At 65.0% G+C, this 26445-nt stretch carries 20 protein-coding genes; 15 read left to right on the top strand and 5 right to left on the bottom strand.

Features of this window, described 5'->3' with window-relative positions; translation table 11 throughout:
* Positions 1–35 precede the first annotated feature (35 nt).
* The 3 genes from APS40_RS06350 (at position 36) to APS40_RS06340 (ending at position 5903) form a co-directional block, all read left to right on the top strand.
* The gene (locus APS40_RS06350; RefSeq protein WP_055046249.1) at positions 36–1742 is read left to right on the top strand and encodes an ABC transporter ATP-binding protein; all 1707 of its coding nucleotides are present in this window, start codon (positions 36–38) and stop codon (positions 1740–1742) included.
* Positions 1743–1757: 15 nt separating this feature from the next.
* The gene (locus APS40_RS06345) at positions 1758–2738 is read left to right on the top strand and encodes an aldo/keto reductase (RefSeq protein WP_055046248.1); all 981 of its coding nucleotides are present in this window, start codon (positions 1758–1760) and stop codon (positions 2736–2738) included.
* Positions 2739–2984: 246 nt separating this feature from the next.
* The gene (locus tag APS40_RS06340; protein ID WP_055046247.1) at positions 2985–5903 is read left to right on the top strand and encodes an insulinase family protein; all 2919 of its coding nucleotides are present in this window, start codon (positions 2985–2987) and stop codon (positions 5901–5903) included.
* 31 nt (positions 5904–5934) lie between these two features.
* On the opposite strand, the gene APS40_RS06335 is transcribed toward APS40_RS06340, so the two are convergent.
* The gene (locus APS40_RS06335) at positions 5935–6444 is read right to left on the bottom strand and encodes a Crp/Fnr family transcriptional regulator (protein WP_055046246.1); all 510 of its coding nucleotides are present in this window, start codon (positions 6442–6444) and stop codon (positions 5935–5937) included.
* A gap of 111 nt (positions 6445–6555) precedes the next feature.
* Here APS40_RS06335 and APS40_RS06330 point away from each other — a divergent pair, with 111 nt between their 5' ends.
* The 3 genes from APS40_RS06330 to APS40_RS06320 are packed head-to-tail and all read left to right on the top strand — an operon-like array spanning position 6556 to position 9421.
* Positions 6556–7581 (top strand): ligase-associated DNA damage response exonuclease, encoded by a 1026-nt coding sequence (locus APS40_RS06330; protein ID WP_055046245.1) that lies wholly within the window; start codon positions 6556–6558, stop codon positions 7579–7581.
* Positions 7578–9155 (top strand): cisplatin damage response ATP-dependent DNA ligase, encoded by a 1578-nt coding sequence (locus tag APS40_RS06325; protein ID WP_055046244.1) that lies wholly within the window; start codon positions 7578–7580, stop codon positions 9153–9155. Before APS40_RS06330 ends, APS40_RS06325 begins: the two co-directional genes overlap by 4 nt.
* An 8-nt stretch (positions 9156–9163) precedes the next feature.
* The gene (locus APS40_RS06320; protein WP_082434224.1) at positions 9164–9421 is read left to right on the top strand and encodes a UvrB/UvrC motif-containing protein; all 258 of its coding nucleotides are present in this window, start codon (positions 9164–9166) and stop codon (positions 9419–9421) included.
* A 333-nt stretch (positions 9422–9754) separates the two neighbouring features.
* Here APS40_RS06320 and APS40_RS06315 read toward each other — a convergent pair whose 3' ends face one another.
* Positions 9755–10144 (bottom strand): MerR family transcriptional regulator, encoded by a 390-nt coding sequence (locus APS40_RS06315; RefSeq protein WP_055046243.1) that lies wholly within the window; start codon positions 10142–10144, stop codon positions 9755–9757.
* Positions 10131–11846: a long-chain-fatty-acid--CoA ligase gene (locus APS40_RS06310; RefSeq protein ID WP_082434223.1), complete on the bottom strand. Its 1716-nt coding sequence runs from the start codon at positions 11844–11846 to the stop codon at positions 10131–10133. The genes APS40_RS06315 and APS40_RS06310 overlap by 14 nt, the downstream gene beginning before the upstream one ends.
* A gap of 303 nt (positions 11847–12149) precedes the next feature.
* Here APS40_RS06310 and APS40_RS06305 point away from each other — a divergent pair, with 303 nt between their 5' ends.
* The 8 genes from APS40_RS06305 (at position 12150) to APS40_RS06270 (ending at position 23718) form a co-directional block, all read left to right on the top strand.
* Positions 12150–14636: an acyl-CoA dehydrogenase gene (locus tag APS40_RS06305; RefSeq protein WP_055046242.1), complete on the top strand. Its 2487-nt coding sequence runs from the start codon at positions 12150–12152 to the stop codon at positions 14634–14636.
* Positions 14637–14661: 25 nt separating this feature from the next.
* The gene (locus APS40_RS06300) at positions 14662–16632 is read left to right on the top strand and encodes a 3-hydroxyacyl-CoA dehydrogenase NAD-binding domain-containing protein (RefSeq protein WP_055046241.1); all 1971 of its coding nucleotides are present in this window, start codon (positions 14662–14664) and stop codon (positions 16630–16632) included.
* A gap of 1 nt (position 16633) precedes the next feature.
* Positions 16634–17917, top strand: coding sequence for an acetyl-CoA C-acetyltransferase (locus APS40_RS06295; protein ID WP_055046240.1), 1284 nt, complete (start codon positions 16634–16636; stop codon positions 17915–17917).
* A 220-nt stretch (positions 17918–18137) separates the two neighbouring features.
* The gene (locus tag APS40_RS06290) at positions 18138–19748 is read left to right on the top strand and encodes a peptide ABC transporter substrate-binding protein (RefSeq protein WP_442855864.1); all 1611 of its coding nucleotides are present in this window, start codon (positions 18138–18140) and stop codon (positions 19746–19748) included.
* A 122-nt stretch (positions 19749–19870) separates the two neighbouring features.
* Complete coding sequence (locus tag APS40_RS06285; RefSeq protein ID WP_055046239.1) at positions 19871–20794, top strand: ABC transporter permease; 924 nt, start codon at positions 19871–19873, stop codon at positions 20792–20794.
* Positions 20794–21711, top strand: a complete 918-nt coding sequence (locus APS40_RS06280; protein WP_055046238.1) for an ABC transporter permease — start codon at positions 20794–20796, stop codon at positions 21709–21711. The genes APS40_RS06285 and APS40_RS06280 overlap by 1 nt, the downstream gene beginning before the upstream one ends.
* Before the next feature lie 16 nt (positions 21712–21727).
* The gene (locus APS40_RS06275) at positions 21728–22711 is read left to right on the top strand and encodes an ABC transporter ATP-binding protein (protein ID WP_055046237.1); all 984 of its coding nucleotides are present in this window, start codon (positions 21728–21730) and stop codon (positions 22709–22711) included.
* On the top strand, positions 22711–23718 hold the full coding sequence (locus APS40_RS06270) for an ABC transporter ATP-binding protein (RefSeq protein WP_055049572.1): 1008 nt from the start codon (positions 22711–22713) through the stop codon (positions 23716–23718). The genes APS40_RS06275 and APS40_RS06270 overlap by 1 nt, the downstream gene beginning before the upstream one ends.
* Positions 23719–23769: 51 nt before the next feature.
* Here the strand turns inward: APS40_RS06270 and APS40_RS06265 are convergent, their stop codons facing one another.
* Complete coding sequence (locus tag APS40_RS06265) at positions 23770–24255, bottom strand: response regulator (RefSeq protein ID WP_055046236.1); 486 nt, start codon at positions 24253–24255, stop codon at positions 23770–23772.
* A gap of 257 nt (positions 24256–24512) precedes the next feature.
* Between APS40_RS06265 and ykgO the strand changes: the two genes are divergently transcribed.
* Positions 24513–24638, top strand: coding sequence for a type B 50S ribosomal protein L36 (ykgO, locus tag APS40_RS06260; protein WP_055046235.1), 126 nt, complete (start codon positions 24513–24515; stop codon positions 24636–24638).
* 235 nt (positions 24639–24873) lie between these two features.
* Here the strand turns inward: ykgO and APS40_RS06255 are convergent, their stop codons facing one another.
* Complete coding sequence (locus APS40_RS06255) at positions 24874–26262, bottom strand: M20/M25/M40 family metallo-hydrolase (RefSeq protein WP_055046234.1); 1389 nt, start codon at positions 26260–26262, stop codon at positions 24874–24876.
* Positions 26263–26445 lie beyond the last annotated feature (183 nt).

The raw sequence follows: 26445 nt of genomic DNA, 5'->3' as shown, positions 1-26445 counted from the left end.
CCTCCTATCCCCACCCGGCGAGCGGGGAGTGGCGGATGAAGAGCGACTGGGCAATTGTGGCGACGCCGGTGCGCGCCGTCTATGGCCGTTTCTTCCGAGAGTCCTGGCCTGCCCTGGTGGGTGTCGCGGTGATGGTGGTGGCGGCGGCTGTCGCTGAGGTCGCGACGCCATACTATTTCTCGCGACTCATCGACACGCTGAACGCTGACCTGGTCACGGGGCTGGGGCTGTCGTTTGTGCTTTACGCGGCCCTGATGGGCTTCGCGGGAGCGGTGTCGCGAATGACCAGCTACATCGCGTGGGGAATAGCCCAGAGCCTCAACTTTATCGTCGGCACCAGCTTCTTCGAACGCATCGTCAAAAAGCGCGTCACGTTCTTCATCGAGCACAATCCGGTGGCGATTCAGAAGGCACGCGCCGAAGGGGAAGAGGCGCTGTTCGTCTTCGTTCAATTGGGCATCATCGTGCTGCTGCCGGCGCTGCTCAGCATCGGATTTGGCGTGGCTGTGCTGGGGACGGTGATCCATCCGGAAGTTGTCCTGATCGTGCTGGCCTATGGTGTGGTGTTCATCGGCCTCACCTACGCCGCCAATCGATGGACTGCACCGTTTCTCGAGAAGGCGGTGGAGACCGACCAGAACAATGCGGCGTTCGTCGGCAATGCCATCAATGCCATGGAGACGCTGCGCTATTTCAACGGCGATCGCTGGATCGCCGAGAGCTTCTCGCGCAAGGCCGGGCAGGTGCGGACGGCATGGGGCCAATGGAGCGCCCGCCGCATGATCTATGCTGCCGGCGTCAGCCTGGCCTTGGCGGTGCAATTGGCTGTTACCTTCCTGATCCTGCTCCCGCGTTACGAGGCCGGCCAGCTGAGCGTCGGAGACATCGTGCTTATCAATACGCTGATGATGCAGCTCAACCGTCCGTTCGAAATGGTGGGTTCGGCGATCGACGACATTGTGCGCTCCTTCGCCAAGCTGGTGCCGTTCGGCCGGATGTGGGCGGAGCCGGAGGAAGATGAGGTGAGGGGCGGCTTGGCGATAGACGCCGGGCGCCTGGAGTTCAGTGGCGTCGGCGTCAGCTATGACAACGAACGGATTGCCGATGGAGTGAGCTTCGTCGCCGAACGCGGTCGGCTGACCTTCATCACCGGCCCGACCGGGGCAGGCAAGTCGACATTGTTCAAGCTGGCGCTGAAGGCGCTGGAGCCGGGCGAGGGAAGCATCCGGGTCGACGGCACCGATCTCGCAACCGTAGGCCGCGCCAGCTGGTATGCGGCGATCGGCGTGGTGCCGCAGGAGGTGATGCTACTCAACGACACGCTGGCGGCCAATATCGTGCTTGGGCGCGACCGCGATGCCGCAAAGCTCGAGCGGGCCACGCGCCTGGCGTCGATCCACAGGTTCATCACCGGCCTGCCGGAGGGTCTCGAAACCACAGTCGGCGAGCGCGGGCTGAAGCTCTCAGGCGGCGAGCGGCAGCGCATTGCCATCGCTCGAGCGCTCTACGACGAACCGGCGTTCCTGTTCCTCGACGAGGCGAGCTCGGCGCTGGACGAAGCGACCGAGGCGGCGATCATGGCCGAGCTGCGCACCCTCAGCGCCGGTACCACCATAATCGCCATCACCCATCGCAAGTCGGTAATCGCCGAGACCGACACCGTCGTCCGCCTAAAGGCGAGGAAGCCGAGAGGCGAAACCGCTTTGCAGGGCGCCGCAGGCCCGGCTATTTCAGGCACGTAAACAGGGAGTGGATTCATGGAACGACGCAAACTCGGCAAGACCGGTTACGAGGTCTCGGAGATCGGGCTCGGCACCTGGCAACTGGGCGAGAGCTTCGGGCCGGTGAGCGACGAGTCCGCGGCGGAGATCCTGAAGACGGCCCGCAGCGCCGAAGTGAACTTCTGGGACACTGCGGACGTCTATGGCGGCGGCCAGTCGGAGCGGCGGATCGGCGAGTTTCGCGACAAGCAGGGGGTGTTCGTCGCCACCAAGCTCGGTCGCAACGGCGAGATCTTTCCCAACAAGACCGGTTACACGAAGAAGAACATCAAGGAGAGCCTCGCGGGCTCCTTGAAGCGGCTGGGGGTCGAGACGCTCGACCTGGCGCAGCTCCACACCATCCCCACCGACGTGCTGCGCGATGGCGAAGTGTTCACCATCATGGACGACCTGCGCGATGCCGGGATGATGCGGCACTGGGGCGCCAGCGTCGAGAACGTCGAAGAGGCACTATTGGCGATGCAGTCGGACGGCTGCACGACGCTGCAGATCATCTTCAACCTGTTCCGGCAGGACTACATCACCGAGGTGTTCCCGACCGCCACCGAGCGCAATGTCGGCATCATCGTCCGCCTGCCGCTGGCCTCGGGCCTGCTGTCGGGCAAATGGACCAGGGACACCACCTTTGCCGCTACCGACCACCGCAACTTCAACGCCAATGGCGAGAAGTTCAATGTCGGCGAAACCTTTTCGGGGTTGCCGTTCGACAAGGGCGTCGGATTTGCCGAGCAGCTCAAGCAGATGGTGCCTTCGGGCATCCCGCTCAGCCAGTTCGCGCTGCGCTGGATCCTCGACCAGCCGGCGGTGTCGACGATCATCGCCGGGGTGACGCGACCGGAGCAATTGCGCGCCAATGTCGACGCAACCAGGCGCGAGCCGGTGGAGCCGGAATTGGCCGAAAAGCTGGCGGGCTGGTACCAGGAGAAGGTACGTCCGGAGATCCGGGGACGAATTTAGCGGGGGCAGGCGCCGAGACAGACGGCCCCCTCCCATCCTCCCCCATGAAGGGGGAGGTGCCCCGCTGGTTCCTCAGGCACGATTGCAGACAGAGCCTCGACTCTTCACCTCCCCCTTCATGGGGGAGGCCGGGAGGGGGCCGTCTCTATCAGTCAGGTACAACCTCCCCATCCGCCTAGTCCCCCTTCCATCCTTCGGCGCCGCTGCCTAAGTTATCTTCACCTCCCACCCATCTTGAGTACCCACATGTCCGAGCATCCCGCCTTCGAACTCGTCCGCGAGCAGCAGATCGGGGAGATCAGTTCGCTGGCGCGGCTCTACCGGCACAGAAAGACCGGGGCGGAGGTGCTGAGCCTCATCAATGACGACGAGAACAAGGTGTTCGGCGTGACGCTGAAGACCCCGCCCGAGGATTCGACGGGGGTGGCGCACATCCTCGAGCACTCGGTGCTGTGCGGCAGCCGCAAATATCCGGTCAAGAAGCCGTTCGTGGAGCTGTTGAAGGGATCGCTCCACACCTTCCTCAACGCCATGACCTTTTCCGACAAGACCGCCTATCCGGTGGCGTCGCAGAACCTCAAGGACTTCTACAACCTGGTCGATGTCTATCTCGACGCGGTGTATTTCCCGCTGATCAGCGAAGACACCTTCCGCCAGGAAGGCTGGCACTACGAGCTCGATTCCACCCAGGGGCCGATGGTCTACAAGGGCGTGGTGTTCAACGAGATGAAGGGCGCCTATTCCTCGGCGGCGGCAGTGCTGGGCAAGGTCAGCCAGCTGTCGCTCTATCCGGACACCACCTATGGGGTGAATTCGGGCGGCGATCCGAAGGCCATCCCCGATCTCACCTACGCGTACTTCAAGAATTTCCATTCCAAGTACTACCACCCGTCCAACTCGCGCGTGGTGTTCTACGGCGATGACGATCCGGCGCAGCGCCTCGTTATCCTCGAGGAGTATTTCAGCCAGTTCGAGCGCATCGACCCCAAGGCGGAAGTCGCCCTGCAGCCGCGCTGGAGCGCACCGCGTTCGCTGCACGAAACCTATGCCGCCAGCGCGGCCGAAGCCGGCAAGAAGACCGCCATGGTGTCGGTCAACTGGATGCTGGACGAAATCACCGACCCGGAACTGGCACTGTCGCTGAACGTGCTGGAGTCGGTGCTCGTCGGCACGCCCGCCGCGCCGCTGAGGAAGGCGCTGATCGATTCCGGGCTGGGCGAGGGGCTGACCGGCTCCGGCCTCGCCGACGGCATCCGCCAGCCTTACTTCACCTTCGGGCTCAAGGGCATTGCGGACGATGCCGGCGACAAGGTCGAGCAGCTTATCACTGCGACGCTTGAGCGGCTCAGCACCGAGGGGATCGATCCCAAGACCATCGAAGCGGCGATGAACAGCACCGAGTTCGCGCTGCGCGAGAACAATACCGGCTCGTTCCCGCGCGGCATCGCGCTGATGTTCCGTTCGATGGGCACCTGGCTCTATGGCGGCGATCCGCTCGAGCCCTTGAGTTTCGAGGCGCCGCTAAGCGCGCTCAAGGCCAAGCTCGCCGCCGGCGAGCGGGTGTTCGAGACGCTGATCAAGACCCACATTCTCGACAACAGGCATCGCTCTACCGTGCTGCTCACCGCCGACCCCGACAAGGCGGCAGCGGAAGCGGCCGAGGAGCGGGCGCGGCTCGATGCGGCACAGCAGGGGCTCGATGCCGCCGGCATCGCCGAGGTGGCCGAACAGACCCGCCGGCTCAAGCAGCTGCAGGACGAGGTCGATCCGCCCGAGGCGCTGGCGCGCATTCCGACGCTGACGCTCGAGGATCTGCCGCGCGCCAACAAGTCCATTCCGATCGCCCGCGAGGAGCTGGGTGGGGTGCCGCTGTTCACCCATGACCTGCCGACCAGCGGCGTGGTCTATCTCGACCTCGGCTTCGACATGAAGGCGCTGCCGGGCCGGCTGCTGTCCTACCTGCCGCTGTTCACCCGGGCGCTGACCCAGACCGGCACCGGCAGCGAGGATTTCGTCTCGCTGACCCAGCGGATCGGCCGCACCACCGGCGGCGTCGGCGCCAGCCGCTGGAACTCGACGCGCCGCGACGGAGCCGGCACCGCGGCCTGGATGTTCCTGCGCGGCAAGGCCACGCCGGATCATGTCGGCGACATGCTGTCGATCATGCGCGACGTGCTGACAGACGCGCGGCTCGACAACCGCGAGCGCATCCGCCAGATGGTGCTCGAGAGCAAGGCAGGCTTCGAGAGTTCACTCGCCGGCATGGGCAACGGGATCGTCTCGATGCGGGTGCGGGCCGGATTCACCGAGGCCGACTGGCTCAGCGAGAAGCTCGGCGGCGTCAGCCACTATTTCTTCCTCAAGGACCTCGCAGCCCAGATCGACGGCAACTGGCCGGCGGTGCAGGCGGCGCTCGAGGAAATCCGCACGCTCCTCGTCGGCCGCAACGGCATGATCGTCAACGTCACTGCCGACAGTTTTGCCATCGCGGCGCTGAAGCCGGAGCTGGCGGCGTTCATCGCCAGCCTGCCCGATGGCGCCGGTCCGTCGGCGGAAGGCTGGGGCTTCGAGCCGGGTCCGCAATCGGAGGGCCTGACCTTCCCGGGCCAGGTCAACTATGTGGCCAAGGGCGCCAACCTCAAGGCGCTCGGGTTCGAACCGACCGGCGGCACCGCCGTCGCCATCAAGCACCTCAACACCACCTATCTGTGGGACAAGGTGCGGGTGCAGGGCGGCGCCTATGGCGGCTCGTCGGGGCTCGATCCGTTCGCCGGCACCTTTGCCTTCACCTCGTATCGCGATCCCAACCTGGTCGACACCATCGATGTCTACGACAAGGCTTCGGGCTTCCTCAAAGCCGGGGTCGGCGAGCAGGATCTGGTGCGGTCGGTGATCGGCGTCATCGGCTCGGTCGATACCTACCGGCTGCCCGATGCCAAGGGCTTTACCTCGCTGGTCTGGGAACTCAGCGGCGACAGCGAGGAGGCGCGGCAGAAGCGTCGCGATGAAATCCTCGGGGCGTCGAACCGCGACTTCAAGGCACTGGCCGAAGCGCTCGACCAGGTGGCTCGTCAGGGCCAGGTGGTGGTGCTGGGCTCGGAGACCGCGATCAAGGCGGCCAATGACGAGCGCGGCAACTTCCTCAAGGTGACGAAAGTCCTGTAGCGGCGGCACGGGTGGCCTCAGAAGGCCACCCTCAGTCCTTGTACACGCCGCCGGTGTCGTCGGCGCCGAACATGTCGGTGCGGGCGACTGCGGCATAGTTGCCGTCGTCGGCCTGCAGGTGCAGGGCGGAGAGGATCTTGCCCAGCATGTTCTGCTCGGCCTTGCCGGTGTGCTGCTTGCTCAGCTCCACCAGATAGGCCGAAGTCGCATCGAGCCGGCTGGCCATCAGCCAGGCCAGGCGGAAAGTCATCGCCTGGTCCTGCTCGAGATACTTGCGTGCATCCATGATGACGCGGACCGTGGCGTTGCCGTCGGCCCGCACCGTCGCGCTGTTGCGCGTGCCCAGCACGACCGACATTTCACCCACGACGGAGTTCGGCGACGAAATGCTGGCAATGGCTACCCCGTCGCGCTCGACGACGAGCTGCCCGCTTTCAAGCACGAACAGGTCGCCGCCTTCGCGACCCTGTGTGATCAGTACTTCTCCCGGGACCAGCTTGCGCGTGGGTTGGGCTGCGGCCAGTTCGAGCAGGCTCTCCATTATCGGCTCCGCTGATTGATGCCGTGAGCCTATTCGGTCAAATGCAACCGGGATAGAGTTCCCTCGTTGATTTTCATGGCTCATTTCCGATGGGAGGAAGTACTTTAGTTCATGGCTTCGTCCTTCCTCGATCGCGACCTCTACGTTCGCCCTATCGACGCCTATATTGATCCGCCGGTGCCACGTGCCCGGGCGATCATCACCCATGGTCATGCCGATCACGCCCGCTCGGGGCACGGCGCGGTGTTGGCGACACCCGACACCATCGCCATCATGAAAGCGCGCTATGGCGAGGATTCGGCCCGGCAGTTCCAGCCGCTCGAGTTCGACACGCCGCTACAGGTCGACGACGTCACCATCACGCTGAAGCCGGCCGGCCATATTCTCGGTTCGGCGCAGGTGCTGATGGAGCACAAGGGGCACCGCATCGTCGTGACCGGCGACTATAAGCGGCTGCCGGATCGAACCTCGCAGCCGTTCGAGCTGGCCGAATGCGACCTGCTGGTTACCGAGGCGACGTTCGGCCTGCCGGTGTTCCAGCACCCCGACCCGCTCGACGAGATCGCCCGGTTGCTGCGCTCCGCGGCGGCCTTTCCCGATCGGGCGCATGTCATCGGCTGTTACGCCCTGGGCAAGGCGCAGCGGGTGATCGCACTGCTGCGCGATGCCGGCTATGACGCGCCGATCTATCTGCATGGCGCGATGATCCGGCTTTGCGAGCTTTACATCGCGCGCGGCATCCCGCTGGGCGAGCTGAAGCCGACGCTGGGCACCAGCAAGGCCGAGCTCGCCGGACAGATCGTCATCGCGCCGCCCTCCGCCATCAAAGACCGCTGGAGCCGGCGACTGCCTGATCCGGTGCTGGCCGTCGCCTCGGGGTGGATGAGCGTCAAGCAGCGGGCCCGGCAATCGGGAGTGGAGCTGCCGCTGGTGATCTCCGATCATGCCGACTGGAACGAGCTGCGCCAGACGATCGCCGAGACCAGGGCCGGCAAGGTGTGGGTGACGCATGGGCGCGAGGATGCGCTGGTCTACCATTGCCGGCAGCAGGGCCTCGAAGCCGAGCCGCTCAATATCCAGGCCTTCGAGGAGGGTGAAGAGGGCGAGCCCGAGGCGCAAGGGGAGCTTTCCGAGTGAGGCGCTTCGCCCAACTGATGGAGCTGCTGGCGCTCACCCCGTCGCGTAATCGCAAGCTCGAGGCGCTGACCCAGTATTTTCGCGAGACGCCGGATCCCGACCGTGGCTTTGCGCTCGCCATCCTCACCGGCGCGCTGACCTTCAAGAACGTCAAGCCGGCGATCCTGCGCGATGTCGTGCTGGCCGAGGTCGACCCCCATCTGTTCGCGCTTAGCTACGACTATGTCGGCGACCTGGGCGAAACCATCGCACTGATCTGGCCGCATCACGGGGGAACCGAACCGCTGCCGTCGCTCAGCGATCTGGTCGAATTGTTCAACATGACCAGCAAGTCCGAACTGCCGCGGCTGATCGGGTCGCTGCTGACGCGGGCGACGATCAACGAGCGCTGGGCGCTGGTGAAGTTCGCCACCGGCGCGCTGCGCATCGGGGTGAACGCGCGGCTGGCGAAGACGGCGCTCGCGGCGATGAGCGGCAAGGACCTGCAGGAGATCGAAGAGGTCTGGAACGGGCTGACAGTGCCCTATACCGATCTGTTCGAGTGGCTGAGCGGAAGGGCCGAGCGGCCCGACATCGACCACACCGCGCGCTTCCATCCGCTGATGCTTTCGAACCCGATCGACGAGGGCAAGGATCTCGAAAAGCTCGACCCCGCCGATTTCGTCGCCGAGTGGAAATGGGATGGGATCCGGGTGCAACTGATCGCGTCGAAGGGCAGGGTGTCGCTGTTCTCGCGCACCGGCGACGATATTGCTGCCGCCTTCCCCGACGTGACCGAGAGCGTATTCGGCGACGCCGTGCTCGATGGCGAGCTGCTGGTCGGCGCGGGTTTCGAACCGCTGCCCTTCAACGACCTGCAGCAGCGGCTCAATCGCAAGGTGGCGACGGCAAAGCATCTCGCCGACTATCCCGGCTTCATCCGGGTCTACGACATGCTGTTCGACGGCAACGAGGATATCCGCACCTTGCCATGGAGCGAGCGCCGAAAGCATCTCGAGGCGTGGTTCGCAAGGAACCCGCAGACCCGGCTCGACCTTTCGCCGGTGCTGAGCTACCGCGACTGGGACGATCTGGCGGAGATCCGCCGCCGTGGCGCGGCGGAGCAGGGGCATGAAGGGGTAATGGTGAAGCTGAGGAGCGCGCCGTACCTGCCGGGGCGGCCCAAGGGCCTGTGGTACAAATGGAAGCGCGATCCGAACGTGGTCGACGCCATCCTGATGTATGCGCAGCGCGGCCACGGCAAGCGCTCGTCCTTCTACTCCGACTACACGTTCGGGGTGTGGAAGGGCAACGAGATCGTGCCGATCGGCAAGGCCTATTTCGGCTTCACCGACGAGGAGCTGAAACAGCTCGACAAATGGGTGCGCAACAACACCGTCGCCAGCTTTGGTCCAGTGCGTGAGGTGACCAAGGAACTGGTGTTCGAGGTGGCGTTCGACAGCGCGCAGCAGTCGAGCCGGCACAAATCCGGCATCGCGCTTCGCTTCCCCCGCATCAACCGGATAAGGTGGGACAAGCCGGCCAGCGAGGCGGCAACACTGGATGAGATGCAGGTCTTCCTGGCCGCCACCTGAGGTTCGACATGTCGCTCGCCGCCATCGAGAGAAAGATCATCGCGCTTGAGGGCGAAATGCTCGCTGCGGTTACGCGCGAGGATTTCGAGACAGCGGCGCGGCTGCGCGACGAGATCGCGGCGCTGAAGGGGGGCGCCGTGGTCCGCCAGCCGCCGCCGGGCGAAATGGGGCTCGGCACGCAGGTGCCGGTAGTCGAGCCGCCGAAGGGTTGGAAGCGGCCAAAGAAGCCGGACCTGATGACCAACGTGAAGCCGCGCAAGCGGTAGTTACTTCATCTCTCCCTTGGGAGAGAGGTCGGGCCGAAGGCCCGGGTGAGGAGGCCTTCCGCATGATCAGTGTTTGCGGCAAGGCCCCCTCACCTCTCCCTTGGGGAGAGGTCACTTTGCACTGTTGGGGCTTACCTTCTTCCCTTCTCCCCTCAGGGGAGAAGGTGGCGCGCATGCGCCGGATGAGGGGTGAAGCGTCAGCCGAGTGCACTCTGAGGCAGCTCACCCCTCACCCGAGCTTCGCTAAACTCGCTGGCGCTCGTAAGCTGCGCTTGCCCTCTCCCCTGAGGGGCGAGGGGGCGCTGTGGCACCGCCCGCGTCAGATCCCATGGACTAGGCCCCGACCCGTTCTCCAGCGAGCTTCCGGATCTCGCGCAATTCGCCGATCGTCGTTTCAAGATCCGCCTTCTGTCGTTCGAGCAGCTCCAGGCGCTCGTCCACCTTGGCCACCAGCAGCTTGGTCTGGGCGGTCTGCGATTGGGCGTCGTAGAGGCTCAGATAGTCCGAGATGTCGCGGAGCGAGAAGCCCAGGCGCTTGCCGCGCAGGATCAGGATCAGCCGGGCGCGGTCGCGTCGGCGGAACACGCGGGTGCCGCCGACGCGCTCGGGGTTGAGCAGACCCTTGGCCTCGTAGAAGCGGATGGCGCGGGTCGAGATGCCGAACTCCTGGCTGAGATCGGCGATGGCGAAGAGGTCGCGGTTTTCGGATTCAGGCCGGTTCATGCTTGTTCTTGCGCTTGGCGTATTCCTCGCGCAGCTCCTTCTTGCTCAGCTTGCCGATCAGGGTCTTGGGCAACTGGTCCTTGAATATGATTTCCTTGGGCATCTCGATCTTGTTGAGCGTTTCGGCAAGGAATTTCTTGAGTTCGGTTTCGGTGGCCTGCTGCTCGGGCTTCAGCTTGACGAACGCCACCGGCGCCTCGCCGCGATACTCGTCGGGCACGCCGATGACGTTGACTTCGTCCACCGCCGGATGGTGCAGCAGCGCCTCCTCGATGGTGCGCGGATAGACGTTGAAGCCTGAGCAGATGATCAGGTCCTTGATCCGGTCGACGAGGAATACGTAGCCATCGCGGTCGACATAGCCGACGTCGCCGGTGCGCAGCCAGCCGTCCATGAAGGCGTCTTTCGTCGCCTCGGGGTTGTTGTAATAGCCCAGCATCACCTGCGGGCCCTTTACCTGCAGCTCGCCGCGCTCGCCCAGCGGCACGACCTGGCCGGTCTCGATATCGACGAAGCGGATGTCGGTGCCGGGGATAGGCTGGCCGATCGACAGCGGCTTGGACGGCACCCGCAGGGCTGCGCAGCACACGACAGGCGAGGCCTCGGTGAGCCCGTAGCCTTCCGCCAGCAGGGCGCTCGAGACCTTGCTCCAGTTGTGGCGCACTTCATCGGAGAGCGGGGCGCCGCCCGAGACCGTGACCTCGACTGAGACCAGGTGCGGCTTGGCCTTGTCGCCGGCTTTCGACAGCGCCTGCACCAGTGTCGGCACCGCCGGCAGGATATTGGCGCCGGTGCGGCTCATCAGGTCGAGGAAGGCCTTGAGCTCGAAGCGCGGCAGCATCACCACCTGGCCGCCCGCGGCCAGCGGCACGTTGAGGCAGGCGGTCATCGAGAAGATGTGGAAGAACGGCAGCACTGCGACGGTGCGCGATGGCGCGTTGAACAGGCCCAGCGCCCAATGGTCGATCTGGCTCAGATTGGCCGCGATGTTGGCGTGGCTCAGCATGGCGCCCTTCGGCAGCCCGGTGGTGCCGCCGGTATACTGCTGCACCGCGACGTCCCTGGCGGCGTCGATCGTTACCGGCGTCGGGGTCAGCTTCTTGGCGATGAGCTTGTCGAAATGCACCACCTTGGCGGCAATCCGGCTCTGATCAGGTTTGCTCAGGTCCTTGGCCTTGGCGAGGCGGTAGAGGAGCTTCTTCACGGCCGGCAGCGCATTGGGGAAACGGCAGACGACAAGCTGCTTGACGTGACCGGCCTCGACCAGTTCCTCGGCCTTGTCGAACAGCAGCTTCAGGTCGAGCGTCAGCATCAGCTCGGCGCCGGAATTGCCCACGATGTGGCTCAGTTCGTTGACCGTGTAGAGCGGGTTGCAGTTGACCACGATGCCGCCGACCTTCAGCACGGCGTAGTAGGCAATGACGTAGAATGGTGTGTTGGGCAGCAGAAGCGCGACACGGGTGCCCTTGCTGACGCCCAGCTCGGCCTGCAACGCACCGGCAAAGGCGTTGATCAGTCGGGCCAGTTCGCCGAAGCGGGTCTTCTTGCCGAGGAAATCCAGCGCATCGGCATGGGGTGTGCGCGCACAGGTGGCGAGGACGGTCTCATGCACCGGAGTGGTGTCGATCGGCACATCCCAGGAAATGCCCGGGGGATAGTGCTCGGTCCACGGGCGTTCGGCGCCCGTCGCGGTATTGGCCATCTTTTCCTCCTCGGGCTTTTGGTGCCCGTTACGAGGAAATATCCCATCAATTGACGTTAGCGTCAAACGAACGACGTAGGTCCGCGAGCGCTCGGGATGACGGGGCCGCGGAAGATAGATTGCCGACACGGCATGCAGCTTAGGTCCATTAATTGACGTATACGTCAACCGTTGCTATTTTGTGGTGATGGCGCCTGCCCGGGCAGTACAATCGGCAACAAGAATCGAACCGGGTGCGTTGCTGAGCGGGGGCTCATCTCGCTTGTCGACGGTGCGCTGCGGCCTTTCTCGAGGAGAACGTGCATGGTCTGGGCGTTGCTGATCGGGTCGATTGTCGCCTTTGCGGTGCTGGCCATGCGCCGCGCGCCGCTCTGGCAATGGGCGGTGGCGGCACTGGTGATCGGCGCGCTTACACGTATCTCAACGGACAACGGTCTGTGGCTGATGACCGATGCGCTCGGCTGGGTTTTGGCCCTGCTGCCCGCAGCGATCCTCGGTCTCCTTGCCCTGGCTCCGGTGCGCAAGCTGGTGCTCACCGGCCCGGCTTACGGCATCGTCAAATCCATCCTGCCGCGGGTCAGCCGCACCGAGCAGGAGGCGCTCGATGCCGGCACCGTCGGCTGGGATGCCGAGCTGTTCTCGGGGCGGCCCGACTGGACGAAGCTGCTCGGCGTGCGCAAGCCTACCCTCAGCACCGAGGAGCAGGCCTTCCTCGACGGACCATGTGAAAAAGTCTGCGCCATGATCGACGACTGGGACACGCGCAACAACCGCGCCGACCTGCCGCCGGCGGTCTGGACCTATCTCAAGGAGCAGGGCTTTCTCGGCATGCTGATCGGCCGCGAGCATGGCGGACTCGGGTTCTCGGCCCAGGCGCAGAGCCAGGTGGTTTCGAAGATTGCCTCGCGTTCGATCGCTGCCGGCATCACCGTGATGGTGCCCAACTCGCTGGGGCCGGGCGAACTGCTCGAGAAATACGGCACCGAGGAGCAGAAGAAGAAGTATCTGACCCGCCTCGCCAAGGGGCAGGAAGTGCCGTGTTTCGCCCTGACCGGGCCGCATGCGGGCTCGGATGCGGCCGGCATGCGCGATGTCGGCGTCGTCTGCTACGACATGTATGAGGGCAAGAAAACCCTCGGCGTGAAGCTCAGCTGGGATAAGCGCTATATCACGCTGGCGCCGGTCGCGACGCTGCTTGGGCTGGCCTTCCACCTCCACGATCCCGAGCACCTGCTCGGCGACGTGGACAATATCGGCATCACGCTGGCGCTGGTGCCGGCCAAGCACAAGGGCGTCAAGATCGGCCGGCGGCATTATCCGGCGCGCTCGGCCTTCATGAACGGGCCCACGCAGGGCCGCAACGTCTTCATTCCCATGGACTTCCTGATCGGCGGCACGGCATATGCCGGGCAGGGCTGGCGCATGTTGATGGAATGCCTCGCCACCGGCCGCGCCATCTCGCTGCCCGCTATCGGCACCGTCTCGATCAAGCACGCGCTGCGCGTCACCTCGGCCTATGCCCGGATCCGCCGCCAGTTCGGCATTCCGGTGGGGCTGATGGAAGGGGTGGCCGAGCCGTTGAGCCGCATGGTGCGCTTTGCCTACACCTACGAGGCCTCGCGCGGCCTGACCGCCTCGATGGTCGACGAGGGGCAGCGGCCCTCGGTACTGTCGGCATTGCTGAAGTATCGCACGACCGAAGCGATGCGGCTCGCCTTCAACGACGCCATGGACATCCATGGCGGCCGTGCGGTGCAGGATGGCCCGACCAATTACCTGTTCTCGGGCTATATGACGACGCCGGTAGCGATCACCGTAGAAGGCGCCAACATCCTGACCCGCACGTTGATTACCTTCGCGCAGGGCGCGTTGCGGGCGCACCCCTATCTCTATGCCGAAATCTCGGCGGCACAGAACCAGGACAGGAAGGCGGGCATCGCCGCCTTCGACACCGCCTTTGCCGGCCATGTCAGCTTCATGCTGCGCAACATGGTGGGCAGTTTCCTCCATGCGGTGAGCTTCGGCGCCTTCGCCTCGACCCCGGTCGATCACGAGATGGCGCACTGGTACAAGCAGCTCAGCCGCTACAGCCAGAGCTTTGCGCTCTGTGGCGACTGGACGGTGGCTTTTCTCGGAGGCGACCTGAAGCGCAAGCAGCGGCTGTCCGGGCGCATGGCCGACATTCTCTCCGACCTCTACCTGCTCTCGGCCGTACTGAGGCGCTACGAGGATGACGGACGGCTCGCCGAAGATCGCCCGGTGGTCGAGGCCGTCGCCCGCGACCTCTGCCATTCACTGGAGCAGAGCTTTGCCGCAGTGTTCGCCAACTTCCCGAACTTTGCGCTCAGGAACCTGATGCGGGTTCTGGTGTTCCCCCTCGGTCGCCACGCCAAGCCGGCCTCGGACCGCGAGACCTACCGGCTGGCCCGCTCGGTGATGGCCCCCGGCGCTTTCCGCGACCGGCTCACCAAAGGAACCTATGTCTCGATGGACCCGAAAGATCCGACCGGCGTACTCGAGGATGCACTGCTCAAGGTGACCGGTGCCGCGGAGATCGAAACCAAGTTCGTGCGCGCCATCAAGAAGGGCGTGATCGAGCGTCGGCTCGATCGCGATGCCATTACCGACGCGGTAGAAGCCGGGGTGCTGACCGAAGCCGAGGCCGCGACGCTCAGGCTTGCCGACCAGGCCACCGACCGGGTGATCAGGGTCGACGATTTCGACTTCGACGAGCTCGGCTCCCGGCAGTTGCGGCGCGAGCCGGCAACCGTCGATGCCGCGGCCGAGTAACGCTCTGGAAAACGAGGAGCCGGAAATGGCCCAACCGCAGATGCCGTCAAGCCGCGCCTGGAGTTTCGATCTCGATTTCGAAGGGATCGGCTGGCTCACCATCGATGTGCCGGACGCGCCGGTGAACACGCTGAGCCGCGAGACGCTGTCGGAGCTGGTGGGCATCGTCACCGCGCTCGAGCAACTGGCGGCGTCGGGCGAACTCAAGGGCGTGGTGCTGCTGTCGGGCAAGGAGTCCGGTTTCATCGCCGGCGCCGACGTCAGCGAGTTCGACGAGATGTCGGATCCCGGCGTGCTCAAGGCGGCGCTCGACCGGGCCCATACGCTGTTCGACCGGATCGAGGCGCTGAAGGTGCCGATGGTCGCCGGTATCCATGGCTTCTGCCTCGGCGGCGGGCTGGAGCTGGCGCTCGCCTGCCAGTACCGGATCGCCGTCAACGACGACAAGACACGCATCGGCTTTCCCGAGGTCAATCTCGGCATCTTCCCGGGCTTCGGCGGCTCCGGCCGTTCGATCCGGCAGGCCGGCCCGGTCGACGCGATGCAGATCATGCTGACCGGCAAGCTCCTGCGCGCCGGCCAGGCACGCCGCATGGGGCTGGTCGACAAGCTGGTGCGGCACCGCGACACGCTGCGCTGGGAAGCGCGGAAGGCCGTGCTGCAGAACCGAAAGAGCAGCGAGGCGCCGCTCGCCAAGCGGGCCGCTGCTTTCGGTCCGGTCCGTGGCTACATCGCCAACAAGATGCGTGAGGAAGCGAAGAAGAAGGCCAATCCGGCACATTTCCCAGCGCCTTACGCGCTGATCGATCTGTTCGAGGAGCATGGCAACGACTGGCGGGCGATGATCGCGGGCGAAGCCGAGCGCTTCATTCCGCTGATGGACTCGGCCACCTCGAAGAACCTCCGTCGGGTGTTCTTCCTCTCCGAGAGCCTGAAGAAGCAGGGCGTGCGCGGCAAGGACAAGCCGGTATTCCGGCGCGTCCACGTGGTCGGCGCGGGCGTTATGGGCGGCGATATTGCTGCCTGGTGCGCGCTGCGCGGGATGGGCGTGACGCTGCAGGATCTCGACATGGAGCGCATCAAACCGGCGCTCGAGCGGGCAAAGAAACTGTTCAGCAAACGGCTCAAGTCGAAGACCGAGATCGACAACGCTGTGGCCCGGCTCGAGGCCGATGTCAGCGGCAAGGGGATTGCCCGAGCCGACGTGATCATCGAGGCAGTGGTCGAACGGCTCGAGATCAAGCATCAGGTGTTCATCGACGCCGAGCGCCGGGCCAGGCCCGATGCGATCCTCGCCACCAACACCTCGTCGATCGAACTGGAGCGCATTGCCGAGGGGCTGACCAACCCGAACCGGCTGATCGGGCTGCATTTCTTCAACCCGGTGGCGCAACTGCCGCTGGTCGAGGTCATTCGCTCGAGCTTCAATTCCGACGAGGATATCGCCCGCGGCGCCAGCTTCGCGCTCGCCATCGGCAAGTCGCCGGTCGCGGTGAAGTCGGCGCGCGGCTTCCTCGTCAACCGGGTGCTGATGCCCTACATGCTCGCCGCCGTGCAGCGGGTCGAGGGCGGCGCCAGCAAGGAGCAGATCGATGCAGCAGCGGTCGCCTTCGGCATGCCGATGGGGCCGATCGAGCTGATGGATACCGTCGGGCTCGACGTCGGCAAGTTCGTCGCCGAGGAGCTCGGCAGCCCGGTGTCGCCGGCCAGCGATTTCGCCCGGCTGATCGCCGAGAACAAGCTCGGCCGCAAGAGCGGGCAGGGGTTCTATACCTGGAGCAACGGCAAGGCGGTGAAAGGGGAGGTGCCGCCGCATCCCGACCTCGCCGGGCTTGGCCGCGAGCTGGTGCAGCCGCTGGTCGACGCCACCGAGATCGCCGTGGCCGAAGGCGTGGTCGCCTCGGCCGACCTCGCCGATATCGGCGTCATCTACGGGACCGGTTTCGCGCCGTTCCTCGGAGGGCCGATGCAGGCCCGCAAGGACGGGAGAGCCTGAGATGGCCGAGCTGCGCAAAGTCGCCATCGTGGGCTCGGCCCGCATTCCGTTCGCCCGCGCCTATACCGGCTACGCCGAAGAGGGCAACCTCTCGATGCTCGGCGCGGCGCTGGGTGGGCTGGTCGACAAGTACAACCTCAGGGGCGAGGCGATCGGCGAGGTTATGGCCGGCGCCGTCTTGAGCCATAGCCGCGATTTCAACCTGGCGCGCGAAGCGAGCCTTGATGCCGGCCTCTCGCCGCGCACCCCCGGCACCAATGTGCAGATCGCCTGCGGCACCTCGCTGCAGGCTGCGCTCAGCCTCGGCGCCAAGATCGCCATCGGCGAGATCGACAGCGGTATCGCCGCCGGCTCCGACACCGTGTCGGACAGCCCCGTGGTGTTCGGCGACAAGTTCCAGCGCCGGATGATCGAGCTCAGCCGCGCCCGTACCACGGGCGAAAAGTTCAGGGTGTTCAAGGGCTTCAACCTGGGTGAACTGAAGCCGATCGCCCCTTCGACGCAGGAGCCGCGCACCGGGCTGTCGATGGGCCAGCATTGCGAACTGATGGCCCGGCAGTGGGAGATTTCGCGCGAAGAGCAGGATGTGCTGGCGCTTAAGAGCCACCAGAACGCCGCCCGCGCCTACGACGAGGGCTTTCATGACGACCTGATCGTGCCGTTCGCCGGGGTGCTGAAGGACAATAATGTCCGCGCCGACACCAGCCTCGAGAAGATGGCAACGATGAAGCCGGCCTTCGACAAGAGCTCGGGCAAGGGGACGTTGACCGCCGCCAACTCCACCCCACTGACCGACGGCGCCGCCGCGGTGTTGCTGGCCAGCGAGGAGTGGGCGCGGGCCCGCGGCCTGCCGGTGCTTGCCTACCTGACGCTGGGTCAGGTGGCAGCCAATGATTTCGCGCATGGCGACGGGCTGCTGATGGCGCCGACCATCGCCGCGTCGGAAATGCTGCGCCGTTCCAACCTGAGCTTCGACGATATCGACCTGTTCGAGATCCACGAGGCGTTCGCCGCCCAGGTGCTGGCAACGCTCAAGGCGTGGCGCGACCCGGATTACAACCGGAACGTGCTTGGCCGCGAGACGCCGCTGGGCGAGATCGACCCGGAAAAGATCAACACCAAGGGCTCGAGCCTCGCCTATGGCCATCCCTTCGCGGCCACCGGCGCGCGCATCCTCGGCCTCACCGCCAAGCTGCTCGACACCACCCAAAAGCAGCGCGCGCTGATCTCGGTCTGCACCGCCGGCGGCATGGGCGTCACGGCGCTGGTCGAGCGCGCCGGCTGAGCTTCGCGAGGCTCGACAAGCGCCCGTGACGCAGGCGTTTCCACAGGGCCACGGCTCTTGACGCTTACGTCAATGTCCCGCTTGTCAGCGAAAACCTGATGCCATAGGGTCCGTACCCAATCGGGCGGTTCCGACCAGTCCGGCCAAAATGAGGCATGGCGTACTAATTTGCCGCGCCCGTCAGGAAATGTCTTTTCATGGAGATGGGACAACAATGAAAATAACACAGGTCCTCAAAGCGGTGACCACCGCCGGCGCGTTGGCGCTGATGATGTCGAGCGCGGCGTTGGCCGTTACGCTCAACCTGGGTAACGGCGGTGAGCCCGGCTCGCTCGACCCACACAAGGTTTCCGGCGACTGGGAGAACCGGATCGTTTCGGAGTATCTCGAAGGCCTCGTGACCGAGGACGCGCAGGCCAAGGCAGTCGCCGGCCAGGCGGAATCGTGGACCATCTCCGACGACGGCCTCGTCTACACCTTCAAGATCCGCGGCGATGCCATGTGGTCGGACAATGTGCCGGTGACGGCGCAGAACTGGGTTGACGCCTTCCAGCGCCTGTTCGACCCCAAGACCGCATCCGAGTACGCCTACCTGCAGTACCCGATCAAGAACTCGTCCAAGATCGCCGCGGGTGAAATCACCGACTTCAGCCAGCTCGGCGTCAAGGCCGTGGACGACAAGACCCTCGAGATCACGCTCGAAGCGGCGACCCCGTATTTCCTCGACGCGCTGGCGCACTACACCGCCTTCCCGATCCGCAAGGACCTCATCGAGAAGTTCGGCGACCAGTGGACGCAGCCCGAGAACATCGTCGGCAACGGCCCCTACAAGATCGTCGAGTGGGTGCCGGGCTCGTACCTGCGCGGCGTCAAGTCGGACACCTATTACGGCAAGGCCGACCTCAAGATCGACGAGATCCGCTGGGACAATACCGAGGACCTGACTGCGGCGCTCAACCGCTATCGCGCCGGCGAACTCGATATCCTCACCGACTTCCCCGCCGACCAGTACAAGTTCCTGCAGGACAACTACCCGGGTCAGGCCCATGTGGCGCCGTTCCTGGGCATCTACTACTACGTGCTGAACCAGTCCAAGCCGCCGCTGGACAACATCAACATCCGCAAGGCCCTGTCGATCTCGGTGCTGCGTGACGTCATCGGGCCGGACGTGCTTGGCACCGGCGAACTGCCTGCCTATGGCTGGGTCCCGCCGGGCACCGGCAATTATGAAGGCACCCCCTATGCGCCGGACTGGGCCGAGATGCCCTATGACCAGCGCGTCGAGGAAGCCAAGAAGCTGATGGCGGAAGCCGGCTACGGCCCGGACAAGCCGCTGAAGTTGCAGCTGCGCTACAACACCAACGAGAACCACCAGCGCATCGCCGTGGCCATCTCGGACATGTGGAAGCAGATCGGCGTCGAAGTCGAGCTGTTCAACGCCGAGACCGCCGTGCACTACGACGCGTTGCGCGCCGGTGACTTCAACGTCGGCCGCGCCGGCTGGCTGCTCGACTACGACGATGCCTCCAACACCCTCGACCTGTTGAAGACCGGCACCAAGGGCACCGACGGCACCATCAACTGGGGCAACAACTACGGCCGCTATTCCGATCCGAAGTTCGACGAGCTGATGACCGCGGCCTCGAGCGAGCTGGACCTGGTCAAGCGCGCCGGCCAGATGCACGAAGCCGAAAAGATCGCCATGGACGCCTTCGCGGCCATTCCGATCTACTGGTATGTGTCCAAGAACGTCGTGTCGCCCAAGATCACGGGCTTCGAAGACAATGCCAAGGACATTCATCGTGTCCGCTGGATGACTAAGTCGGAATAACCGGCTCCATGGGGTCGCCCGCGCGCCAGACGCCGGGCGACCTCCTTGCTTTCTAGCAAACTAGCATTTGCCGCCGGCTTACGGCGTTGCCCCGCGGGCTGGCGGGAAAGGTCACACACAAGATGCTCGGTTATGCGCTCAGGCGCGTGCTTACGGCTATTCCGATCGTGCTCATCACGATTACGGTCTGCTTCTTCATTCTGCGGCTGGCGCCCGGCGGTCCCTTCGACGGTGAACGCGCGCTGCCGCCGGATCAACTGCGCAACCTGCGCGCCTACTATCACCTCGACGAACCGCTGATCATGCAGTTCTTCGGCTACATCGCCGGCGTGTTCCGCGGCGATTTCGGCCCCTCGATGGTGATGAAGGATTTCAACGTCTCGCGCCTCATCGGGATCGGGCTGCCCTTCACCCTGATGCTGGGGTTCTCGGCCTTCGTCGTCGGCACGTTGGGCGGCATGATCGCCGGCGCGGTGGCGGCGGTGAACCAGAACAGATGGCCGGATTACCTGCTCGTCGCCATCGTTCTGGTCGGCATCATCATCCCGAACTTCCTGATGGCGAACCTGGTGCAGCTATTCTTCGGGGTGTACCTGAAATGGTTGCCGGTCGGCGGCTATCAGCCCGGCTCGCTGATCCACCTGGTGTTGCCGATCTTCATTCTGGCGCTGCCGCATGGCGGGCGCGTGGCGCGCCTGGTGCGTGGCTCGATGATCGAGGTGCTGGGTACCAATTACGTACGCACCGCCAAGTCCAAGGGGCTCGGCACCCGGCTGATCCTCGCCCGGCATGCGCTGAAGCCGGCGCTCCTGCCGGTGGTCTCCTATCTCGGGCCGGGGCTCTCCTATCTCCTCACCGGTTCGCTGGTGGTGGAGCAGGTGTTCTCGCTGCCCGGCATCGGCAAGTATTTCATTACCGCCGCACTGAACCGCGACTACGGCCTCGTGCTCGGCACCACCATTCTCTACGTTTTCATCATCCTGGCGCTGAATCTCCTGGTGGACATCCTCTACGCCTGGCTTGATCCCAAGGTGAGGTACCGCTGATGGCCGGGATCACTGGCAAGGACGCGGCGCTGACCGCCTATGCCGACGCGTTGGCGGCCGAGGCGCCCAAGGGCCGCTCGCTGACGCAGGACGCGCTGCGACGGCTGTTCAACAACAAGGCGGCGCTGGTCTCGATCTTCGTGCTCGTCGCCATCGTGCTGTTTGCACTGGTCGGGCCGTATTTCCTGCCCTGGAGCTACGACAAGATCGACTGGTCGTCGATCCGCAAGCCGCCGGACTGGGCCAAGGGCCACTATTTCGGCACCGACCAGAATGGCCGCGACATGCTGGCCCGCACCCTGCAGGGCACGCAGATGTCGCTGCTGGTGGCGGCGGTCGCCACCTTCGTGTCGGTGGTGATCGGCATCCTCTATGGCGCCATTGCCGGCTATTTCGGCGGCAAGATCGACGCTGTCATGATGCGTTTCGTCGATATCATGTACGCGCTGCCCTACATCCTGTTCGTGATCATCCTGGTGGTGATCTTCGGGCGTTCGCCGGTGCTGCTGTTCGTGGGCATCGGTTGCCTCGAATGGCTGACCATGGCGCGGATCGTGCGCGGGCAGACGCTCAGTATCAAGCAGCGCGAGTTCATCGAGGCGGCGAAGGCCGGTGGGGCAGGGCCCTTCACCATCATCTTCCGCCACATCGTGCCCAACCTCACCGGCCCGGTGGTGATCTATGCCACCCTCACCATTCCCGAGATCATCATCACCGAGAGCTTCCTTTCCTATCTCGGCCTCGGCGTGCAGGAACCGCAGACCTCGCTCGGCACGCTGATCTCGTTCGGCGCGCCAGTCGCCGAGGCGCTGCCGTGGATGCTGTTCACCCCCGCCGCCCTCCTCGTCACCATGCTGCTCTGCCTGTCCTATCTGGGCGACGGCCTGCGCGACGCACTTGACCCCAAGGACCGATAGGCAAGGACCGATAGATATGGCCGATGTGCTTGTCGTCGACGATCTCGACGTAACGTTCGCCCTCCACGATTCCGAAGTGAAGGCGGTTTCCGATCTCGATTTCACCCTCGCCGAGGGAGAAACGCTCGCGGTGGTGGGGGAAAGCGGCTCAGGCAAGAGCCAGGCCTTCCTCTCCATTATGGGGCTCCTGGCCAGGAATGGTAAGGCCTCGGGCCGCGCCATGCTGGGCGATGTGAACCTGATCGGCATGGCGCCGGACCGGCTCGACACGCATCGCGGCAAGGATATCGCGATGATCTTCCAGGATCCGATGACCTCGCTGAACCCGACGCTCAAGATCAAGACGCAGCTGGCGGAAGTGCTGGTGCGACACCAGGGCTACGACAAGGACAAGGCCAACCGCGCCGTCATCGAGATGCTGGAGCGCGTCGGCATCCCCGAACCGGTGAAGCGCGCCAATGCCTATCCGCACGAACTGTCGGGCGGCATGCGGCAACGCGTGATGATCGCCATGGCGCTGCTGTGCAAGCCCAAGGTGCTGATCGCGGACGAGCCGACCACGGCGCTCGACGTGACGGTGCAGGCGCAGATGCTCGACCTGTTCAAGAACCTCACCAATGATTTCGGCACCGCCCTGGTGCTGATCACCCATGACCTCGGGGTGGTCGCCGGCGTCGCCGACCGCATGATGGTGATGTATGGCGGCCGCTGCATCGAGAAGGGGCCGACCGACACGCTGTTCTACGATCCGCGCCACCCCTATACGCTGGGGTTGCTGCATTCGACACCGCATGTGGCCAAGCGCGCCAAGCGGCTCGATCCGATCCAGGGCCTGCCGCCCAGTCTCGAACACCTGCCTCGCGGCTGCGCCTTCCATCCCCGCTGCGCCTTCCGCTTCGAGCGCTGCTTCGAGGAACGGCCGCCGCTGCTGCCAGTCGAGGACGTGCGCGAAAAGGCCTGCTGGTACCAGGGCGAACTCAAATACGAGGAGGTCGCATGATGCTGGACCGCACCGAAGACCTGTTGAAGATCGAGAACCTCTCGAAGAACTTCTCCATCTCCGCCGGCCTGTTCGCCAAGCCGTTCCAGCTGCGTGCGCTGCAGGACATCAACTTCACCGTCAAACGCGGTGAGACGCTCGGGATCGTGGGCGAAAGCGGTTGTGGCAAGTCGACGCTCGGCCGCTGCATCCTGCAGCTGCTAGCACCGGACGAGGGCCGTGTGCTGTGGCTGGGGCAGGACATCACCAAGCTGCCGGCCGAAGAGATGCGCAAGAAGCGCCGCGACCTGCAGATCATCTTCCAGGATCCGCTGGCCTCGCTCAACCCGCGCATGACCGTGGGTGAGATCATCGCCGATCCGCTGCGCACCCTGATGCCGGAAGTCGACGCCAAGGGGCGGCGCGAGCGGGTGCTGCGGACGATGGAGGCGGTGGGGCTCTTGCCCGAGATGATCAACCGCTATCCGCACGAGTTCTCGGGCGGGCAGGCACAGCGCATCGGCATCGCCCGGGCGCTGATCAGCGAGCCCAAGCTGATCGTCTGCGACGAGCCGGTCTCGGCGCTCGACGTCTCGATCCAGGCGCAGATCCTCAACCTCCTCAGCGACCTCAAGGACGAGTTCGGGCTGACGCTGATCTTCATCTCGCACAACCTCAGCGTGGTGCGGCACGTCTCCGATCGGATCCTGGTGCTCTATCTCGGCCGCATCGTCGAACTCGCGGATGGCGACGATCTCTACGAAGACCCCAAGCATCCCTATACCCGGGCCCTGCTGACGGCGGTGCCGATCCCCGACCCCAAGCGGGCGCGACAACGCACGATCGAGGGGCTGGTGGGCGAAATCCCCTCGCCGATCAACCAGCCGTCAGGCTGCACGTTCCGGACGCGGTGCCGCTACGCCGAGGAGCGCTGTGCCAAGGTGAGACCGCCGCTCGAAGCGATTCCCGGCGGCCGCAACGTGGCCTGCATCCGCTGGCAGGAACTCGACCTGAAGCCCGGGGCCTGAGCAGGCGCGAGCTGGCAGCTATCGCTTCCCTTCCCTCGAGGGGGAGGGGAGCTAGCGGGCTCGCCGTTCCCCGCCCTTGTAGTCGCCGCGCTTGCGGCGACGGTCGGGACCGGCAAAGTTTCCGGCCTCGATGAACGGGCGCGGCGCCGTCATGATCGACACCAGGCGGCTTTCGATATGCTGAGTGGCGAAGGGCTTGCGCAGGAACTCGGTGACGCCGGCATCGCGCGCTGCCGCGATCTCGCCGGCATCTGGCGCAGCCGACATCATGATGACAGGGGTGTCACGGTTCAGACCTTCGGAGGCAGCGCGCAGCGCCCTGACCACAGCGACGCCGTTCATCGGCGTCAGCACGTCGTTCATCATGATGGCGCCGAAGCGATGCGACTGCAGCAATACCGTCGCGGCGTCGGAACTCTGGACCTCGTCGATGCGGCGCACCTTGAGGTGGCGCAGCATCTGGCCGATCAGTGCGCCCATGTGTGGTGACGGGTCGACCACGAGGATATCGAGCTTGGAAAAGCTGGGTTTCTGCATCGCAGCAGTGTCGCATCGGCGCCTTGCCGGCCGGTTAATCGGCCAAAGCGCGTCGCGATCTTCAGATCGCTCGATGCGCTTTGGCTTGTTGTTCTCACGCATGTCTCTGTCCCGGGAGCGGGACCCCTTCGGGGAGACGTGCCGTGGCCCAGGAAAAGCGGCGGAAGGGCGTTGACAGCACGGGTTTTTGCCCTTAATCACGGCCCCAATTCGAAGGGCGCGCGGCGCCTGTTTTTATTTCTGTTCCGAGGTTCGGCATGAAAGTCACCAATTCGCTCAAGGCTCTGATGGGTCGCCATCGCGCCAACAAGCTCGTGCGCCGCCGCGGCCGCGTGTACATCATCAACAAGGTGGACAAGCGCTACAAGGCCCGTCAGGGCTGAGCTGCTGCTCACGGCTGAGAGTTCGAAGGCCCGCGCAAGCGGGCCTTTTGCTGTTTGGTCGTCGCTCCCTTTGAAGGGCGTATCACTGGCCCAACCCACCAGCTGTCATCCCTGCGAAAGCAGGGACCCAACTCCCCGCCGGCACGGGCTGTGAAATGGGTCCCTGCTTTCGCAGGGATGACACCGAGGGGAGGAGAAGCCTGCGCCCAGGATCTTCTGGTCAGTCTGCGGCCCGTTACCCCGCAAAGCCGGCGATGATCCTCAGCCACGAGCGAATGCCCTTGTGGAAGCTCTTGAGGTCATACTTCTCGTTGGGCGAGTGGATGCGGTCGTCGTCGAGGGCGAAGCCGATCAGCAGGGTGTCGAGCCCCAGGGTTTTCTTGAACTCGCCGGCCACCGGGATCGAGCCGCCCGAGCCGATCAACGCTGCCTCGTTGCCCCACTCGTCCTTCAAGGCCGCGGCCGCCTTGGCGACGAACGGGCCATCGGTGGGCACCGACACCGCAGGCGCGCCGCCGTGTTCGTGGAATTCCGCCTTGGCGTCGGGCGGCAGCCGGTCGATCACGTGCTTGCGGAAGGCGGCGCGGATCTTTTTTGGATCCATGCCAGAGACGAGGCGGAACGAGATCTTGGCGCTGGCCTTGGCCGGGATCACCGTCTTGAAGCCGTCGCCGGTATAGCCGCCGTTGATGCCGTTGATCTCGCAGGTCGGGCGCGCGCGGGTCTGCTCGAGCACCGAGCGCCCCTGTTCGCCGGCCGGGGTGGTGAGCCCGGCACCCGCCATGAAGGCCGCCTCGTCGTAGGGCAGGCGCTTCCATAGCGCCGCGATGTCGGCGGGCAGTTCCTCGACATCGTCATAGAAACCTTCGACGGCGACGCTGCCGTCCGGGTTGCGCAGCGAGGCGATGATGTCGGCCAGCACCTGGATCGGGTTGCGCGCCGCGTTGCCGTACATGCCCGAATGCAGGTCATGGCTGGCGCAGGTGATCACCACCTCCTCGCCGACGAGGCCGCGCAGCGAGGTGACGATAGCGGGGGTGTTGCGGTTCCACAAATCGGTGTCGCAGACCAGCGCGATATCGGCATTGCCGAGTTCGGCCTTGTTGGCCTCGAGGAAGCCCGGCAGGCTCTTGCCGCCCGACTCTTCCTCGCCTTCGAAGAACAGCGTCACCTTGATTGGCAGCGCGCCGTTCACCGCCTTCCAGGCCCGACAGGCCTCGACGAAGGTCAGGAGCTGGCCCTTGTCGTCGGAGGTGCCGCGTCCGACGATGCGGGTCTCGCCGTCGTCGCCTTTCACCAGCGTGGCGGTGAACGGGTCGGTGGCCCAGAGGTTCAGCGGATCGACCGGCTGCACGTCATAGTGGGCGTAGAACAGCACATGCGGGCCGCTGGCGGCATGGTCATGCGCCACCACCATCGGATGGCCCGGCGTGGGGCGTACCGAAGCGTCGAAGCCGAGCGCCTTGAGGTCGGCCGCCAGCCAGCCCGCGGCCTTGTGGACCTCGGCGGTGAAGGCCGGATCGGTGGAGATCGACTTGATGGCCACCAGGGTCTTGAGCCGCGCGACGCTGTCGTCGAGATGGGCGTCGGCGTGGGCGAGGGCGGCGTCGAGAGCGGAGGACATCAGGTCAGGATTCCTTGTTCTGGTGTTTGGGGCAAGGCCCCCTCACCCGGGCGGAGCCTGCCCTCGGGGCGCGACGCGACCCGGGGGCCGACCTCTCCCCCAAGGGAGAGGTGACGTTGCGGCGAGATTTAGCTCCCGCTCACCTCTCCCTTGGGGGAGAGGTCGCCGCGCAGCGGCGGGTGA

This window comes from Devosia sp. A16 (genome assembly GCF_001402915.1).
In the GTDB taxonomy this organism is placed as follows: Bacteria; Pseudomonadota; Alphaproteobacteria; order Rhizobiales; family Devosiaceae; genus Devosia_A.
This window is presented reverse-complemented; position numbering and strand designations above follow the sequence as displayed.